The organism is Pseudomonas sp. CH61, from assembly GCF_059429415.1.
The window spans coordinates 2731942-2747328 of sequence record NZ_CM182098.1 but is presented as its reverse complement, the minus strand read 5'-3'; the positions used below and the strand labels follow the sequence as shown (position 1 = coordinate 2747328).

General features: G+C 59.2%; 16 protein-coding genes. 11 read left to right on the top strand and 5 right to left on the bottom strand.

The window, feature by feature from the left end:
- Nucleotides 1–6: 6 nt before the first annotated feature.
- The 7 genes from AC5SEM_RS12215 (at nt 7) to AC5SEM_RS12185 (ending at nt 6101) form a co-directional block, all read left to right on the top strand.
- The gene (locus AC5SEM_RS12215; RefSeq protein ID WP_007915482.1) at nt 7–432 is read left to right on the top strand and encodes an ExbD/TolR family protein; all 426 of its coding nucleotides are present in this window, start codon (nt 7–9) and stop codon (nt 430–432) included.
- Between the two features lie 3 nt (nt 433–435).
- Nucleotides 436–1140, top strand: a complete 705-nt coding sequence (locus AC5SEM_RS12210; protein ID WP_495473121.1) for an energy transducer TonB family protein — start codon at nt 436–438, stop codon at nt 1138–1140.
- 39 nt (nt 1141–1179) lie between these two features.
- Nucleotides 1180–2883, top strand: coding sequence for a putative porin (locus AC5SEM_RS12205; protein WP_495473120.1), 1704 nt, complete (start codon nt 1180–1182; stop codon nt 2881–2883).
- Nucleotides 2884–2900: 17 nt separating this feature from the next.
- The gene (locus AC5SEM_RS12200) at nt 2901–3530 is read left to right on the top strand and encodes a DNA repair protein (RefSeq protein WP_495473119.1); all 630 of its coding nucleotides are present in this window, start codon (nt 2901–2903) and stop codon (nt 3528–3530) included.
- Nucleotides 3531–3547: 17 nt separating this feature from the next.
- Nucleotides 3548–4018, top strand: a complete 471-nt coding sequence (locus AC5SEM_RS12195) for a YbjN domain-containing protein (protein ID WP_495473118.1) — start codon at nt 3548–3550, stop codon at nt 4016–4018.
- The gene (locus tag AC5SEM_RS12190) at nt 4015–4962 is read left to right on the top strand and encodes a peptidylprolyl isomerase (protein ID WP_495473117.1); all 948 of its coding nucleotides are present in this window, start codon (nt 4015–4017) and stop codon (nt 4960–4962) included. The genes AC5SEM_RS12195 and AC5SEM_RS12190 overlap by 4 nt, the downstream gene beginning before the upstream one ends.
- A 158-nt stretch (nt 4963–5120) precedes the next feature.
- Nucleotides 5121–6101, top strand: a complete 981-nt coding sequence (locus tag AC5SEM_RS12185; RefSeq protein ID WP_495473116.1) for a LysR family transcriptional regulator — start codon at nt 5121–5123, stop codon at nt 6099–6101.
- 360 nt (nt 6102–6461) lie between these two features.
- On the opposite strand, the gene AC5SEM_RS12180 is transcribed toward AC5SEM_RS12185, so the two are convergent.
- Nucleotides 6462–7220, bottom strand: a complete 759-nt coding sequence (locus tag AC5SEM_RS12180) for an Ig-like domain-containing protein (protein ID WP_116033028.1) — start codon at nt 7218–7220, stop codon at nt 6462–6464.
- Nucleotides 7221–7483: 263 nt separating this feature from the next.
- Here AC5SEM_RS12180 and AC5SEM_RS12175 point away from each other — a divergent pair, with 263 nt between their 5' ends.
- A complete protein-coding gene (locus AC5SEM_RS12175) occupies nt 7484–8002 on the top strand; it encodes a GNAT family N-acetyltransferase (RefSeq protein ID WP_495473115.1) in 519 nt (172 codons plus the stop codon).
- Nucleotide 8003: 1 nt separating this feature from the next.
- Here the strand turns inward: AC5SEM_RS12175 and AC5SEM_RS12170 are convergent, their stop codons facing one another.
- Nucleotides 8004–8696, bottom strand: a complete 693-nt coding sequence (locus AC5SEM_RS12170) for an aspartate/glutamate racemase family protein (RefSeq protein WP_495473114.1) — start codon at nt 8694–8696, stop codon at nt 8004–8006.
- 212 nt (nt 8697–8908) lie between these two features.
- Here AC5SEM_RS12170 and AC5SEM_RS12165 point away from each other — a divergent pair, with 212 nt between their 5' ends.
- The gene (locus AC5SEM_RS12165) at nt 8909–9400 is read left to right on the top strand and encodes a hypothetical protein (protein ID WP_495473113.1); all 492 of its coding nucleotides are present in this window, start codon (nt 8909–8911) and stop codon (nt 9398–9400) included.
- A gap of 105 nt (nt 9401–9505) precedes the next feature.
- On the opposite strand, the gene AC5SEM_RS12160 is transcribed toward AC5SEM_RS12165, so the two are convergent.
- The 3 genes from AC5SEM_RS12160 to ccoN all read right to left on the bottom strand — a co-directional run bounded on the left by AC5SEM_RS12160 (nt 9506) and on the right by ccoN (nt 12740).
- A protein-coding gene (locus AC5SEM_RS12160; RefSeq protein WP_320413090.1) for an IS3 family transposase occupies nt 9506–10647 on the bottom strand; the annotation gives its coding sequence in 2 pieces (ribosomal slippage) (nt 9506–10386 and nt 10386–10647; 1143 coding nt in all).
- 428 nt (nt 10648–11075) lie between these two features.
- A complete protein-coding gene (locus AC5SEM_RS12155; RefSeq protein WP_123375400.1) occupies nt 11076–11294 on the bottom strand; it encodes a cbb3-type cytochrome c oxidase subunit 3 in 219 nt (72 codons plus the stop codon).
- A gap of 18 nt (nt 11295–11312) precedes the next feature.
- A complete protein-coding gene (gene ccoN / locus AC5SEM_RS12150; protein WP_116033033.1) occupies nt 11313–12740 on the bottom strand; it encodes a cytochrome-c oxidase, cbb3-type subunit I in 1428 nt (475 codons plus the stop codon).
- A gap of 339 nt (nt 12741–13079) precedes the next feature.
- Here ccoN and AC5SEM_RS12145 point away from each other — a divergent pair, with 339 nt between their 5' ends.
- Together AC5SEM_RS12145 and AC5SEM_RS12140 are read left to right on the top strand one after the other, a co-directional pair.
- A complete protein-coding gene (locus AC5SEM_RS12145) occupies nt 13080–14753 on the top strand; it encodes a nitrite/sulfite reductase (RefSeq protein ID WP_495473112.1) in 1674 nt (557 codons plus the stop codon).
- Nucleotides 14750–15229, top strand: coding sequence for a DUF934 domain-containing protein (locus AC5SEM_RS12140; protein ID WP_495473111.1), 480 nt, complete (start codon nt 14750–14752; stop codon nt 15227–15229). Before AC5SEM_RS12145 ends, AC5SEM_RS12140 begins: the two co-directional genes overlap by 4 nt.
- The last annotated feature ends 158 nt before the right edge of the window (nt 15230–15387 follow it).

Genomic DNA, 15387 nt, shown 5'->3' with positions numbered 1-15387 from the left:
ACTGACATGGCGTCCGTAAATGCCTCCCACGACGATGACGAAGATGCCGCGGTAGACAGCATCAACATCACCCCGCTGGTCGACGTGCTGATGGTGGTGCTGGTGATGTTCATCCTCACCGCCACCGCGCAGGTCTCCGGGATCCAGATCAACCTGCCCAAGGCCAGCGCCTCGGTGTCGCTGTCCGAGGCCAAGACCAAGGCGATTTCGGTCAACGACGGCGGCCAGGTGTTCCTCGACGCCTATCCGGTGACCTTGGCCGAGCTGGAAGAACGCCTGCGCATCGAGAAGGCTCAGAGCCCGGATTTCCCGGTGATCGTGCGCGGCGACGCGACGGTGCAGTACCAGAAAGTAATTGAAGTGCTGGATCTGTTGCGCCGGCTCGAACTGTCCCAGGTCGGTCTTGTGACCGGCAAACCGAGTCAGGGCTGAGTCATGACCGCACAACTCCCGATCGAGCCGCTGCCGGTGAAAAAGCCAGCGCTGCGTTATGCAAAGTGGGGCGCCGGATTGCTCATCGGCGTGCTCGCTGCGTGGTTCCTCTGGCAGTGGGCCAATGACATGAGCGGCATCCGCCGCGAAGCGCCGAAGGTGCCGACGATCATTCCGTTGCCGCCACCGCCACCTCCGCCGCCAGAAAAACCACCGGAGCCGGAAACCCCGGTGGAAGAGAAAGTCGTCGAGCCGGAGCCAACGCCGGAGCCGGAAGAGGTCAAGCCCGAGGAAGAAGCGCCGCCATCGCCGGCGGACGATCTGGCCAACCCGATGCAAATGGACGGTGATGCTCAAAGCGGCAATGACGCTTTCAACATCGGCGCGGGCAAGGGTGGCGGCATGGCCGGTGCTGGCGGTGGGCGTCTGGGCACTGGGACGTACAGCCAGTTTCTGGCGTTCACCTTCCAGCGTTTGCTGCGCGAGAACCCCGAGCTGCGCAACCTCGCGTTTTCGCTGCAGGCCGATGTCTGGCTGAGCAGCGTCGGCGAGATCACCCGCGTCGAGCTGATCAAGTCCAGCGGCAACCCCGAGATTGATACGCAAGTGTTGGCCGCGCTGCGTGGCGCACCGGCGCTGAGCGAACGGCCACCGGCCTCCATCACTTTGCCTGTGCGCCTGTCCCTGCAAGGGCGGCGTCCGGGTTAATTCATTTATTTACGCTTTGGCAAAAGGAGTTGTGTGCAGATGATTTCCAACGTGAATCGATTGTCCCTGGCGGTCGGCATGGTCATTGCGACCCTGGTCGGTCAGGCCGTGGCAGCGCCTGCGCCTGCGCCCTCGGAGAACGCCACGATCAATCTGATCCGCTTGCTGGTCGAGCAGGGCATTTTGAAACAGGACAAGGCTGACGCGCTGATCGCTCAGGCGCAGAGCGAAGCAGCGCAGGCGAAACAGGCTGCGGCATCCACCGCTGTGGCGGCCGGGCCAGTGGCGGCGCCGGGCGATGTCCGCGTGCAATATGTGCCGGCAGCGGTGCGCGACCAGATCCGCGATCAGGTCAAAGCCGAAGTCATGGCCACCGCCAAACAGGAAAACTGGGCCGCGCCCAACAGCTTCCCGGAATGGGCTGCGCGCATCAGTTTCGACGGCGACATTCGTCTGCGCGACGAGTCGCGCTACTACTCGGACAGCAACAGCAACGAGATCGTCGACTTCGCCAAGCTCAACAACAACGGCCCGTACGACGTAAACCCGAACAGCAGCACCAATCTGCCGCCGTTGCTCAACACCCGCGAAGACCGCACCAATCAGTTTCGCATCCGCGCACGGTTGGGCATGAAAGCCGAGATCTCGCCGCAATGGACTGCCGGCATTCGCATCGGCACCGGTTCGGACAACAACCCGGTGTCGACCACGCAAAACCTCGGCGGCGGTTTCGCCAAGAAGGACATCTGGCTCGATCAGGGCTACCTGAACTGGAAGCCTACGGATGAATTGACCCTGACCGGCGGGCGCTTCGCCAACCCGTTCATGTCCACCGACATGCTCTATTCCAACGATTTGAACTTCGACGGTGTCGCGGCGATTTTCGACCACAAACTCAACCGCGATTGGGGCGTGTTCGGCACCGTCGGTGCGTTCCCGGTGGATTACACCAACGACACCGCCAGCAGCAACGGCTTCGACAAGGAAGAGAGCGACAACAAGTGGCTGTACGGCGCGCAGATCGGCGCCAAATGGGCGATCAACAGCAACAACCGCTTGAAAGGTGCGCTGGCTTACTACCGTTTCGACGACATTCAAGGCCAGCGTTCCAGCCCTTGCGAACCGTGGGCCGGCGCACCGGGCTGCGACAGCGACGGTAGCCGTGCGGCATTCATGCAGAAGGGCAACAGCGTGTTCCTGCTGCGCGACATCACGCCGAACCCGCTCAACCCGACCACCACGCCGCAGCCGCAGTTTGTTGGTCTCGCTTCGGAATTCAACCTGCTTGATCTGAACGTGGTGTGGGACGCCGACCTGCCAGAAGATTTCAAACTGCGCAGCCAGGGCAACTACATCCACAACCTCGCGTACGACGAAGGCGACATGCGCAAGCGTTCGGCCGGGCAGATCGTCAACAACCTCGACAGCAACGGCGACATCGAAAGCGGCGCCAATGCGTGGATGGTGCAGTTCACCCTCGGCAGCGCGCTGGACCTGAAAAAGCAAGGCGACTGGAACATGTTCGCTGGCTACAAGTACATCCAGCCGGATGCCTTGCCTGATGGCTTCAACGACTCGTCGTTCCACCTCGGCGGCACCAACGCCAAGGGTTATTTCATTGGCGGCAACTACGGTCTGGCGAAAAACGTTTACGCCACTGGTCGCTGGATGAGCACCGAAGCGGTGTACGGCGCGCCGTTCGACATCGACGTCTTGCAGCTTGAGATCAACACGCGCTTCTAAGGCGCCGGGAGAGGGTTATGAAAACGCGATTTGTGTGGCTCGGGCTCGGGCTTTTGATCGCCACTGGAGCGCATGCCGAAGGCATGGAAGAACGCCTGCGCACGCAATTGCGCAGCACCACGCAACAGTTGCAGGCCCTGCAAAGTCAGCAGGCCCAGGCCAGCGCCGCGCAACTGGCGGCGCAGAACGAGGCCAAGGCTGCGCAGGCGCAAATCAAGCAGTTGACTGCCGAACTGGCCAAGACCAAAGGCGTCGCCGAGCAACTGGCCGGACAGCAACAAAGCCTGCACAGCCAGGCGCAGGCACAAGTGGCGGCCAGCGCCGAGCAGACCGGCAAGTTCAAAAAGGCCTATGACGAGTTGCTGGTCATGGCCCGTGCCAAAGAGGCAGAACGGTCTAAGCTTCAAGCGCAATTGGCTGAACGTGACACACAAGTGCAGCAATGTTCAGTCAAGAATCAGCAGATGTACGGCGTCGCCAAGCAGATCCTCACTGCCTACGAAAACATCGACGTGGCCGAGGTGATGAAGATCCGCCAGCCCTTCGCGGGCAGCGCCCGGGTCAAGTTCGATGAACTGGCCCAGGGGTTCGGTGATGACCTTTACAAGACTCAATTCGACGCGCCGCAAGCCGCGCTTTCGCACTGATAGACAAGGAAGAAGTAATGACTCAATTGATCAGCCATGTTTCCCCACAATCCCTGACCGACGTCCTGCAAGCCGCCGGTTATCGCGTGAACCAGACCGAACAGAACGGCATCGTCCAGTTGCTCAGCGCCAGTCAGGGCATTGGTTACGCCGTGCGTTTTGGTAATCCGGCGGTGGAGCAGGGCAGCTACGTCGATTTCACCTTCAGCTGTGCGCTGCGCGTGCAGGGTGAGTTGCCACAGGGTGTGGCCGAGCAGTGGAACGCCAGCCGTCGCTTTGCGCGGTTGTCGTTGCAGGGCGAGTTTCTGGTGATGGAAATGGACGTCGTGGTGGCGGCGGGCGTGAGCAACGATCACCTGCGTGGCAACCTGGAATTGTGGGATCGTCTGCTGCAGGAGTTCATCGTTTATCTGCGTGACTTCACCCAGAACGGCAGCGCGCAGACCACCAAAGTCGCCGTCGCCGAGCAAGAGGAAGTCGCGCTGTGAAAAAGCCTGCCATGGTGATCAGCGCCGCCGCTGTGGCGCTGTTGGTGGTGGCCGTGGCGCTGGTGGTGCGGCCGGGCAGTGACCCGGTCGCCGCCCAGCAATCGTCAACGCTGGCGACGGTTGCAACGGGGCCGGCGTTGGCGCGGTTGGGTAATCAGCAGGTAACCCCTGCGGAACTTCAGACCCTGCTCGCGACGGTGCCAGCGGAAACCCGCGAACAATTGCGCGGCAATCGTGAGGCGCTGGAGCGCTGGATTCGCACGCGTCTCGCCGAGAAAGCGGTGCTGGAGCAGGCTGATGCGCAGGGTTGGGCGCAGCGCCCCGAGGTTGCGCGGCAGACCCGGGCGGCGACTGAGCAGATCGTGTTCCGTGATTACTTGCGTTCGGTCAGTCAAGTGCCGGCGGATTATCCGAGTGCGGCTGAATTGCAGCAGGCTTATGACGCCGGCAAGACGAACTGGCAGACGCCGGCGTTGTATCGGGTCAGTCAGATTTTCCTCGGCGTAAATGATCCGCAGAATCTTGAATCGGTGCGCAAACAGGCGCTCGAACTGAGCAAAAAAGCCCAGACGACGCCGGCAGAATTTGCTGCATTGGCGACTCAATATTCACAGGATCGCGTCACCGCTGAACGCGGCGGCGATAGCGGCCTGCAACCGTTGCAGCAACTGGTGCCGGAAGTGCGTGGCGCCGTGGCGCGGCTCAAGGTCGGCGCGGTTTCCGATCCCGTTCAAAGTGCCGCCGGGTTCCACGTGATCAAACTCACCGAGCAACAGCCTGCACGCACCGCAACCCTCGATGAACTGCGCGATCAACTGACCCAGGCCCTGCGTGCGCAGCGCCAGGAACAAATCGCCCAAGCCTATCTGGACGGCATGCTCAACACCGCCACGCTGAGCATCGACGGCGCCGAACTCAACAAAGTCCTCGAGGAAAAACACTAATCTCGGTTTCACCACAAACCCCCTGTAGGAGTGAGCCTGCTCGCGATAGCGGTGTGTCAGGTTAAGAAATGTCGACTGACACACCGCTATCGCGAGCAGGCTCACTCCTACAGGGGAATTGCGTAACGACAAATACAAAGATCGACAGGGAGTCATCGATGTCATTCACCGAACCCGCAGGACGACAGGGCAGTACCGATTACCGCTGGCCACACGAAAACGGCGAACCGTGGCTCGCACATGCCGCGACCATCGACGCCGACGTCGCCCAATACTTCCTGGTCAGCGCCCGCTGCGGCTGCTTCATGCAAGCCGCACGCAGCCTCAACGTGCGCTCGACCTTGCTACGCAAACAACTGGCGCAGCTTGAGCAAGAACTGCAACACACGCTGTTCAGCTTTCAAGGCAGTGCTTTGAGCCTGACCCGCGAAGGCCAGCAACTGCAGGCCAAACTGGTAGCACTGGCCAACGAACGCAAACTCCCGGTGATCGAACAACCATTGATTCGCCTCGCCGTCGCCGAATCTATCCTCCACGACATCCTCGGCCGCGACCTCATCGCACTGCTGCGCCGCAATGCCAGCGTACGTTTGGAAATCATCGCGCTGGACAGCGAACTGTCCCTGCGCGCCGTCAGCGCCGACGTTGTCCTCTGGCTGGCCAACGGCGAAACCCCACACCCCGGCCCGACCTTCGCCACCAGCGAACCGCAAGCGCTGGCACGCCTCGACTACCTGCCGCACATCGCCAAACGCTACTCCCGCGTCACCGCCCGCCCGGACACCCCCGACGACCTCGCCGATTTCATGCTGGTGCAATGGCAACACGACCGCCAGATCGACAGCTTTCGCCCGTGGAATGAGTTGGTTGCACAGCGGTTGGCCGGGGTGGTGCAGATGCAGTCCTATGAATTGATGCTGGAGATGATTCGCTGCAGCGCGTGCATCGGTTTATTGCCGGCGTATATGAGCCGGTTTGATCGAGGCCTGATTGCGCTACCGGGGTTGTTCGAAGAGCCTATGCAATTGCAGGCGTGGCTGGCGGTCAACGCGGACTCACAAAATATCAGCGAAGTCCAAACCCTGACCGACCTCATCCACCATACCTTCAATGAGCGTCAAGAATGGTTTCAGTCCTGACGCATTTTCCTGTGGGAGCAAGCGTGCTCGCGAAAGCGGTCTGGCCACCGGTATTGATATCAACTGATCCGCCGCCATCGCTGGCAAGCCAGCTCGCCCAGGGATTTGTAATGAGTCCGGATTTTGTGAGCACCCTGGAAAACTGTAGGAGCTAACCTGCTAGCGAAACCGCCCGATCAACCGCTGCGAAACCTGAATGAAAGGGCGCAAGGTAGAATTCTCAGATCCAGCCTCAAACCCGCAACGGGATCCGCCGTCCAGTACCTTCTCATGCAGGTCTCTTCAAATATTCCAGCTTGTTGATTTTGTTCACGAAAAATCGGAGATCTCTCAGGGGGCGTCTTCGTCCAGCCAGGGTTTTCAGTCGGGGACGGTAATAATGCAAGTGCCCAAAGTTGACGGTGAAACGCAACCGCCCCACATCGACCCATCCAGGAGATACCATATGATTTGTCTTGTCGTAACACCATCGCATCCAGCAGGGTTAGGCTCGAATCCCGCATAAAAATTATGAATATCCTCGTATCCGTCATAATCGTCTATTGTGTTTGATGCGCGGAAGAACGGGGTAAATCCGGGGTTTGTTTTTGCCCATGCCAGGGCCTGTGCATGGGTCATCTGCGTTTTATTCCAAAGCACCCTGCGTCTCGGGTTGTCGACTGTAATATCGATCACCTTGGTTTGACCCACTGAATCCTGAACCGTGATCGTGGCAGTACCTGTGAGGAGTCCTCTGATGTCGCCATTACCATTGACCGTTGCAATTTCAGGCCTGGATGATGTGTAGGTGATAGGGGGTGTACCACCTGTAGCTTTTCTGACCGTCCGGGATAGAGAAGGTATTGCGCCGGTCGGTGTCCACGGTAATCCGGTGCCAGCGATCGACAGTGTTATCCAATATAATTTGATCGGGGAGATGTCCACTACGAGTTCGGAAACCCCGGTCAGTGATCTTGCTTCCGATTCTGCGCCCGAGCCGTCGGCAGTGGTATCGCCTATGACAACGGCTTTTTCTGATGTGGCTTCTAGCTGGCGAACTTCGATACCGTTGGGCAAAACTTTGGTCGACGTTAGCGTTAGTGCGACGGCAGATGTTTGCGGCTCATTGTTAGTCGTCATGTTCAAGCTCCTGCATTGTGTTTGGACAGGAACAATCAAAGCGCTTTAAAAGGAATTGCGCACCTGTCAGATCTGACAGGTGCGGACCGAAATCCGACGGATGGTAAGGGAGTGAGGCGGTCACGTGTTCTTGTCATTTGATGAGTCGGCGACTGAAAAATCGCTTTCGCGAGCAGGCTCGCTCCCACCATTTTTGCTCTCGCCATACGGGTCAGGTGCGGTCTAGAGTCATCAGCCACTCATCGATCAAGGAAGGATCCGCCATGCCCGACCACAACCCCGCCATCCACCTCGAACGTTTCAACGAATCACACGTAGAGGCCGTCACCGCGCTGTACAACGATCCAGCCGTGGCTCGCCAGGTGCTGCAGATGCCGTTTCAGTCCGTTGAGGTCTGGCGCCAGCGCCTGCTGGCGGACAACGAACGGGCGGTGAAGCTGGTGGCGCTGCATCAGGGTGTGGTGATCGGCAATCTGGGGCTGGAGGCTCATTCACGGATGCGCCGGGCGCATGCCGGCAGTTTCGGTATGGGCGTTGCGGTGGCGTGGCAGGGCAAAGGCGTCGGTTCGAAGCTGTTGGCAGCGGCGCTGGAGGTTGCCGATAACTGGATGAATCTGCACCGCGTCGAACTCTCGGTTTACGCCGACAATGAGGCCGCCATCGCGCTCTACCGCAAATTCGGTTTCGAAACCGAAGGCTTGTTTCGCGATTACGCAGTGCGCGACGGGCAATGGGTCGACACCCTGAGCATGGCCCGCCTGCGCAGTCGTCCGAAGACCTGAATCAGTCGCCCAAGGCGAACGCCACCGCCGACTGCGCATGCAGCTCGGTGGTGTCGAGCAGGGGCAGGGCGCTGTGTTCGGGTTTGAGCAACAGGCCGATTTCCGTGCAGCCGAGGATGATTGCCTGAGCGCCGCGCGCGGTGAGGGATTCGATGACCCGCTGATAGATTTCTCGCGACTGATCGCTGATCACGCCAACACAGAGTTCGTCGTAGATGATTCGGTGCACGTCCTTGCGCTCGGCTTCGTCCGGCACCAATACCGTCAAACCCTGAGCAATCAAACGTTGCTTGAGAAAGTCCTGTTCCATCGTGAATGCCGTGCCGAGCAAGCCGACGGTGCGAGCATCAATCTCCAGCGCAGCGCGTGCGGCCGGTTCGGCAATGTGCAGAAACGCAATGCTGATAGCCGCCTGAATCTGTTCGGCCACCTTGTGCATGGTGTTGGTACACAGCACCACACATTCCGCGCCGCCGGCTTCGAGCCTGCGCGCGGCATCGACCAGAATCGCTGCCGCATCGTCCCAGCGCCCGGCGTGCTGGGCCTGTTCGACAGGGCCGAAGTCGACGCTGTACATCAGCAATTGCGCTGAGCGCAGCGGGCCGAGACGATCACGGACTTGCTGATTGATGAGTCGATAATATTCGGCGCTGGATTCCCAGCTCATGCCGCCGATCAGGCCGATGGTGCGCATTGGATGTCCTCAGGCAAATGACAGTGTCGAGCGTTCAGGTGTGTCCGGAGTTTCCTGTTGTTCAACATTCGATGCCAGCAGCAAGTGACTGTACTGCTGATCTTTCACGCAAGTGTCATGGTGCTTCATCGGGCCTGGTGCAGGTTAAACGTACGCCGGGGTTGGTATCTGCCACTATCGACCTTTGCAGCTCCTTTCCGAGGAACACCGCTATGGACGACGTACAACAACTGGGCGAGATGCTTCGTCATTACGCCGAGAGCGAAGCGCACAAGAAGCAACTGTTCGAGACGCAATCGGCCGCCTGGGCATCGCGGATTACTGCGCTGTTCGGCGATATTCAGCAATGGCTGGAACCGGTGCAGGCACCGAACCTGCTGGAGGTGAGTCGTGAGGCTTATGTCGCGTTCGGGCCGAGCACGCCAGTGGAAACCTCGACCTTCAAAACAGAAAAGCTGAGCATTGTGATTGCCGGCAAACCGGTGGAGTTCGTGCCGGATGTGATGGGCAGCGCGGGGCAGATTTCATTGGCGGTGATGGGGCTGACGGCGGCGCGTTATGGCAGCATTTCGTTGGTAGGGCTGCCGAACGGTGAGTGGCAGTGGCGCAAGACCAATGGGCTGAAGGATCCGGATACGTTTGCCTTCGACGCCAACTTCCTAGCCCAACAACTGCAAAGCCTGATTCCTCGCGACCGTAGTTAAGATCAAGAGCTTACCCCCTCACCCCAGCCCTCTCCCCCAGGGGGGCGAGGGGGAAAGTGATCTGGTCAAACGATACTGGACACGGTTATAGGGTTTTACCCTTTTTCATGCCGCCAGGGCCTCCATGTCCACCGGAGTTCGGTAGCCATTGTGACTGTGCAGCCTGATCCGATTGTAATAATGGGTCAGGTAGCGCAATACATCGGTACTGGCCTCATCTTCGTTTCGGTAGCCAGCCTTGGGTATCCATTCAGATTTCAAACTGCCAAAGAAACGCTCCATCGGGGCGTTGTCCCAGCAGTTTCCTCGTCGACTCATGCTTTGTTTTATGCGCATGTCCGCCAGCGTTTCACGAAACACTTTACTGCTGTAATGACAGCCCTGATCCGAATGGAACATTAGGTTTTCAGGGCGTCCTCGCGACTCGAAAGCCATCTTTAACGCTCGACAGGTCAGAGCTGAATCCGGACTTCTGGACATCGCCCAGCCGACGATGCGGCGGGCATGCAGATCAAGTACAGCAGCCAGATAAACCCAGTAAGTACCGGCCCAAATGTAAGTCACGTCGCCACACCACACTCGATTGGGGGCCTCGACTTTGAATTTACGCTCCAAATGATTGGGGGCGTATTGCGCCTCCGCACCGCTGGGTTTGTACCGATGCCTGCGCCGTTGCTGGCTCTTCAAACCGAGCTCGCGCATCAGGCTACGAGCCATGTAACGACCTACCGACTCTTTTTCGTTACACAGCGCTTTTGACAGGCTGCGCGCGCCCATTGAGCCGCGACTTTGCTCATGTAATTCGGCAGCCTTGATCTTTAGGCGATCGCGCCCGACATGCACTTTCGCCCGCTGTTTCAGACGCTCGTAATAACTGCTGCGGTTGATACCAAACACGCCACACAACTCGGATCTTGGATATTGCTCGCTTAACTCCTCGACCAGCCTTACCGATCGAGGGAATCCGACATCAAGAGAGCTGTAGCCTTTTTTAAAATTTCCTTCTCGCGCTCAATCCGTCGAATTGTTGCTTCCAGCTCCTGGATGCGTTGTTGGTCAACGGTCATGGCCTTGGACTTCTCAGGCGTCTTGCCACTGCGCTCCGCACGCAGTTGCTCAACCCAGCGACGCAGAGCTGTAGGGCCCACGCCCATTGCTTCGCAGGCTTCACTCACCGAATAGTCTTTATCCAAAACCAGGCAAGCCGCATCCCGTTTGAAATCTGTCGAAAAATATCGTCTGGTCAAATCACACCTCGTCGTTGGGCGTAGATTAACGCCCTTTAGGGGTGTCCAGAATCATTAAGCCAGATCAAAAGGGAGCCGATTGGGGGATGGCCAAAACCTGAGTTCGACTGGATATTTCAGGTCGGTGTACCCGAAAAGACACTTTGGTCAGTTCGCTCTCTCCCAAGGGGGAAAGGGAGCAGACCGAGTGCTGTTCAAAACCTGAGTTCAACTTGATATTTCAGGTCGGCGTAACTCGAACAAACCACTCGGTCAGTTCCCTCTCCCTCCGGGTGAGAGGGGAAAGGGGAAAGGGAGCCGATCTTCGTTGTTTTTGAGATTGCATTCACCCGAGATATTTCAGGTCGGCGTAACTCGAACAAACCACTCGGTCAGTTCCCTCTCCCTCTGGGAGAGGGCTAGGGTGAGGGCAGCCCACCTGGCACCCCTCACATCTCCAGATTGACCCACCCCGGCTTCGCCACCTCCGGCGCCACCGCTTTCACGGTTTTACCGGTTGCCAGCTCCACCCGCCGCGCCACCTCCGGGTCATCGGCAAACGGCACCATGCTCGCTTCATCCAGGCTGTCCGCCGTCTCCCGCCGCAAGCAGTACTCCACGGCCAGCCACAGAAACACCACGCCCAACACATCAAAGAAAATCTCCATCACGAGCGGCTCCCTGCCTCAGGCGATCTGCGCTTCACGGTGGGCCAATGCCACGTCGGCAACCCGCACCGTACGCCACACGTTGTAAGCCATCAGCAACATCCCGGTGAGGAAAAACACCCCGCCGGCAAAGCGCACGATGAACCCCGGATGACTGGCCTGCAGCGCTTCGACAAACGAATAGGTCAGCGTGCCGTCCTCGTTGATCGCCCGCCACATCAGGCCCTGGGTGATGCCGTTGACCCACATCGAGGCGATGTACAACACCGTGCCAATGGTCGCCAACCAGAAGTGCAGGTTGATCAGCGGCGTGCTGTACATCTGCTCGCGGCCAAACACTTTCGGCACCATGTGATAGGTCGCGCCGAAGGTGATCATCGCCACCCAGCCCAAGGCGCCGGCGTGGACGTGGCCGATGGTCCAGTCGGTGTAGTGGGAGAGGGCATTGACCGTTTTGATCGCCATCATCGGCCCTTCGAACGTCGACATGCCGTAGAACGCCAACGACAGCACCAGGAAGCGCAAAATCGGGTCGGTGCGCAACTTATGCCAGGCACCGGACAAGGTCATCATGCCGTTGATCATCCCGCCCCAGCTCGGCGCCAGCAGGATCAGTGACATGGCCATGCCCAGTGACTGCGCCCAGTCCGGCAGCGCGGTGTAGTGCAAATGGTGCGGGCCGGCCCAGATGTACAGGGTGATCAGCGCCCAGAAGTGCACGATCGACAAACGATACGAATACACCGGCCGATTGACCTGTTTCGGCACGAAGTAATACATCATCCCGAGGAAGCCGGTGGTCAGGAAAAAGCCCACCGCGTTGTGCCCATACCACCACTGCACCATCGCGTCGGTAGCCCCGGAATACACCGGATAGGACTTGAACCAGTCCACCGGAATCGACAGGTGATTGACCACATGCAACATGGCGATCACCAGAATGAACGCGCCGAAAAACCAGTTGCCGACGTAGATGTGCTTGGTCTTGCGCTGCACCACGGTAGTGAAAAACACCACGGCGTAGGCGACCCAGACCACGGCCATCCACACCGCGCCGGAGAATTCGATCTCGGCGTATTCCTTGGTGGTGGTGTAGCCCATTGGCAGGGTGATCAGCATGATCACGATCACCGATTGCCAGCCCCAGAAGGTGAACGCGGCGAGTTTGTCTGAATACAGCCGCACCTGGCAGGTGCGCTGCACCGCGTAGTAACTGGCGGCGAATTGCGCGCTGCCGGCGAATCCGAAAATCACCAGGCTGGTGTGCAGCGGTCGCAGTCGGCCGAAGGTGGTCCATGGCAGGTCCAGGTTCATCTCTGGCCACACCAGTTGCGAGGCGATAAAAACCCCCATCGCCATGCCCACCACACCCCAAAAGATCGTCGCAATGACGAATTGGCGGACGACCTTGTAGTTGTAAGCCTGTCCGATTGTTGCTGTGCTCATGGTCAGTTCATCCACGGTTGCAAAGTCTTGCCAGGCCACCCGGTCTGGCATGAGCTGCACTGTAGAAACCCCGCCAGAAACAAAACAGGCTCAGGAATCTTAGATTTGTGCGGATCAGATTGACGGGCTGACTGCGGCGTTCTGCCGCGCCCTGATATGGTTTTTATCGCTTCAGGTGAATCTGTAACGTGCTGCGCTGCTTCGTCATAGTGCTCTGAAGAAAACTGTGGGAGCGAGCCTGCTCGCGAATGCGGTGTGTCAGGCAACTGCATTGTTGGCTGACACACCGCATTCGCGAGCAGGCTCGCTCCCACAGGAATAACTGATGAGGTGGCAGGCATGTATCAATACGATGATTACGACCGGGCGCTGGTGTTCGAGCGCGTTGCGCAATTCCGCGATCAGGTCGAGCGCTTCATGGCCGGGGAGTTGAGCGAAGAGGAGTTCCTGCCGCTGCGCCTGCAAAACGGCCTGTACATGCAAAAGCACGCCTACATGCTGCGTGTGGCGATTCCCTACGGCACCTTGAGCACCGAGCAGATGCGCACGTTGGCCAGCATCGCCAGCGACTACGATCGCGGTTATGGCCACTTCACCACACGGCAGAACATGCAGTTCAACTGGATCGAATTGGCCGAGGTGCCGGACATCCTCGAACGCTTGGCGCAGGTCAACATGCATGCGATCCAGACCTCCGGCAACTGCGTGCGCAACATCACCACCGAGGCCTTCGCCGGGGTCGCGGCAGACGAGTTGATCGACCCGCGCCCGTTGGCCGAAATCCTGCGGCAGTGGTCGACGATCAACCCGGAATTCCTCTTTTTGCCACGCAAATTCAAGATCGCCATCTGCTCGGCCAAACAGGATCGCGCGGCAATCATGATGCATGACATCGGTCTGTACCTTTACCCCGGCCGTGACGGGCAGATGCTGCTGCGAGTGATCGTCGGCGGAGGTCTGGGGCGCACGCCGATTCTCGGTTTGCAGATCCGTGAAGGCTTGCCCTGGCAGCATTTGTTGTCCTACGTTGAGGCCGTTTTGCGGGTGTACAACCGCCACGGTCGGCGCGACAACAAGTACAAGGCGCGGATCAAGATTCTGGTCAAGGCGTTGGGCATCGAGGCGTTTGCCAAGGAAGTCGAGGAGGAGTGGCAACACCTCAAGGACGGCCCGGCGCAGTTGACCGAGGCCGAATATCAGAGGGTCGCCAGCGCGTTCGTGCCGCCGGTTTATCACACCCTGGCCGACACCGATCTTGACTTCGGCACGCGCCTGGCGGAGAGCCCGGCGTTCGCCCGCTGGGTCGCGCGCAATGTGCAACCGCACAAAGTGCCGGGCTACACCAGTGTGGTGCTATCGACCAAACCGGGTATGGCTTCGCCACCGGGGGATGTCACCGCTGTGCAGATGCTGGCGGTGGCCGACTGGTCGCAGCGTTTCGGATTTGGCGAGATTCGTATCGCCCATGAGCAGAACATCGTCCTGCCCGACGTGGCGAAAACCGACCTCTACGCGCTGTGGCAACTGGCGTGCAAACACGATCTGGGCAGCGCCAACGTCGGCCTGCTGACCGACATCATTGCCTGCCCCGGTGGCGATTTCTGTGCGTTGGCCAACGCCAAATCGATCCCGATCGCCCAGGCGATTCAGGCGCGTTTCGATAATCTCGATTACCTGCACGATCTGGGCGATATCAGCCTGAACATCTCCGGCTGCATGAACGCCTGCGGCCACCACCACATCGGCAATATCGGCATCCTCGGCGTCGATAAGAACGGCAGCGAGTGGTATCAGATCACCCTCGGTGGCGCCCAAGGTAAAAACAGCGCGTTGGGCAAAGTCATCGGCCCGTCGTTCAGCGCCGCTGAGGTACCGCAGGTGATCGAGCGGATCATCGGCACCTTCGTGCGCTATCGCGAGCACGAGGAATTGTTTGTCGACACCGTGGCGCGGATCGGCCTGGAGCCGTTCAAGGAGCGGGTCTATCCGAAAACGCTGGAGGCCGCGGTATGAATAATTTGTTGCGGCTGGAGCTGGGTGTCGCGCGGATTGTGACGGACGATCCGTGGACGCTGGTGCGCGAGCCATCGACGCCAAGCCCTGATGGTTTGTTGATGCTGCCGCTGACGCATTGGCTGGAATCGCCGTCGACTCATGCGGTGTGGCTCGGCCCGGACGATGAGGTTGAAAGCCTGGTGCCGTGGTTGGCCTCGTTGCCACTGATCGCGCTGGACTTCCCGAGTTTTCGCGACGGCCGCGCTTACAGCCAGGCGTATCTGCTGCGTAGCCGGTTCGGCTGGGCAGGGGAGTTGCGCGCGATTGGCGATGTATTGCGCGATCAGCTCAGCCATATGCGCCAGTGCGGGTTCGACAGTTTCGCGGTGCGCGAGGACAAGTCTGCCGAGGATGCGCTGAAGGGGTTGGCCGGCATGAGCGTGTTGTATGGGCGTTCGGTGATCGAGCCACGTCCGCTGTTCCGTCGGCGCTGACGCTTGAAAAGATCGCAGCCTTCGGCAGCTCCTACAGTTGACCTCATGTAGGAGCTGCCGAAGGCTTCGATCTTTTGATCTGGCTTTTACCACCGGGGAAACCCCTAGAAACCTGATGAATCGGGCATTTCTCCTTGGGTCAGTGGTGGCCTTTTGGT

Excerpts from the sequence above, each read along its gene's own strand:
- AC5SEM_RS12185 (WP_495473116.1), top strand. The coding sequence starts at position 5,121 with ATGTCATTCACCGAACCCGCAGGACGACAGGGCAGTACCGATTACCGC.
- AC5SEM_RS12175 (WP_495473115.1), top strand. The coding sequence starts at position 7,484 with ATGCCCGACCACAACCCCGCCATCCACCTCGAACGTTTCAACGAATCA.
- AC5SEM_RS12165 (WP_495473113.1), top strand. The coding sequence starts at position 8,909 with ATGGACGACGTACAACAACTGGGCGAGATGCTTCGTCATTACGCCGAG.
- AC5SEM_RS12140 (WP_495473111.1), top strand. The coding sequence starts at position 14,750 with ATGAATAATTTGTTGCGGCTGGAGCTGGGTGTCGCGCGGATTGTGACG.
- AC5SEM_RS12170 (WP_495473114.1), bottom strand. The coding sequence starts at position 8,696 with ATGCGCACCATCGGCCTGATCGGCGGCATGAGCTGGGAATCCAGCGCC.
- AC5SEM_RS12215 (WP_007915482.1), top strand. The coding sequence starts at position 7 with ATGGCGTCCGTAAATGCCTCCCACGACGATGACGAAGATGCCGCGGTA.
- AC5SEM_RS12145 (WP_495473112.1), top strand. The coding sequence starts at position 13,080 with ATGTATCAATACGATGATTACGACCGGGCGCTGGTGTTCGAGCGCGTT.
- ccoN (WP_116033033.1), bottom strand. The coding sequence starts at position 12,740 with ATGAGCACAGCAACAATCGGACAGGCTTACAACTACAAGGTCGTCCGC.
- AC5SEM_RS12180 (WP_116033028.1), bottom strand. The coding sequence starts at position 7,220 with ATGACGACTAACAATGAGCCGCAAACATCTGCCGTCGCACTAACGCTA.
- AC5SEM_RS12195 (WP_495473118.1), top strand. The coding sequence starts at position 3,548 with ATGACTCAATTGATCAGCCATGTTTCCCCACAATCCCTGACCGACGTC.
- AC5SEM_RS12155 (WP_123375400.1), bottom strand. The coding sequence starts at position 11,294 with ATGGAGATTTTCTTTGATGTGTTGGGCGTGGTGTTTCTGTGGCTGGCC.
- AC5SEM_RS12205 (WP_495473120.1), top strand. The coding sequence starts at position 1,180 with ATGATTTCCAACGTGAATCGATTGTCCCTGGCGGTCGGCATGGTCATT.
- AC5SEM_RS12200 (WP_495473119.1), top strand. The coding sequence starts at position 2,901 with ATGAAAACGCGATTTGTGTGGCTCGGGCTCGGGCTTTTGATCGCCACT.
- AC5SEM_RS12210 (WP_495473121.1), top strand. The coding sequence starts at position 436 with ATGACCGCACAACTCCCGATCGAGCCGCTGCCGGTGAAAAAGCCAGCG.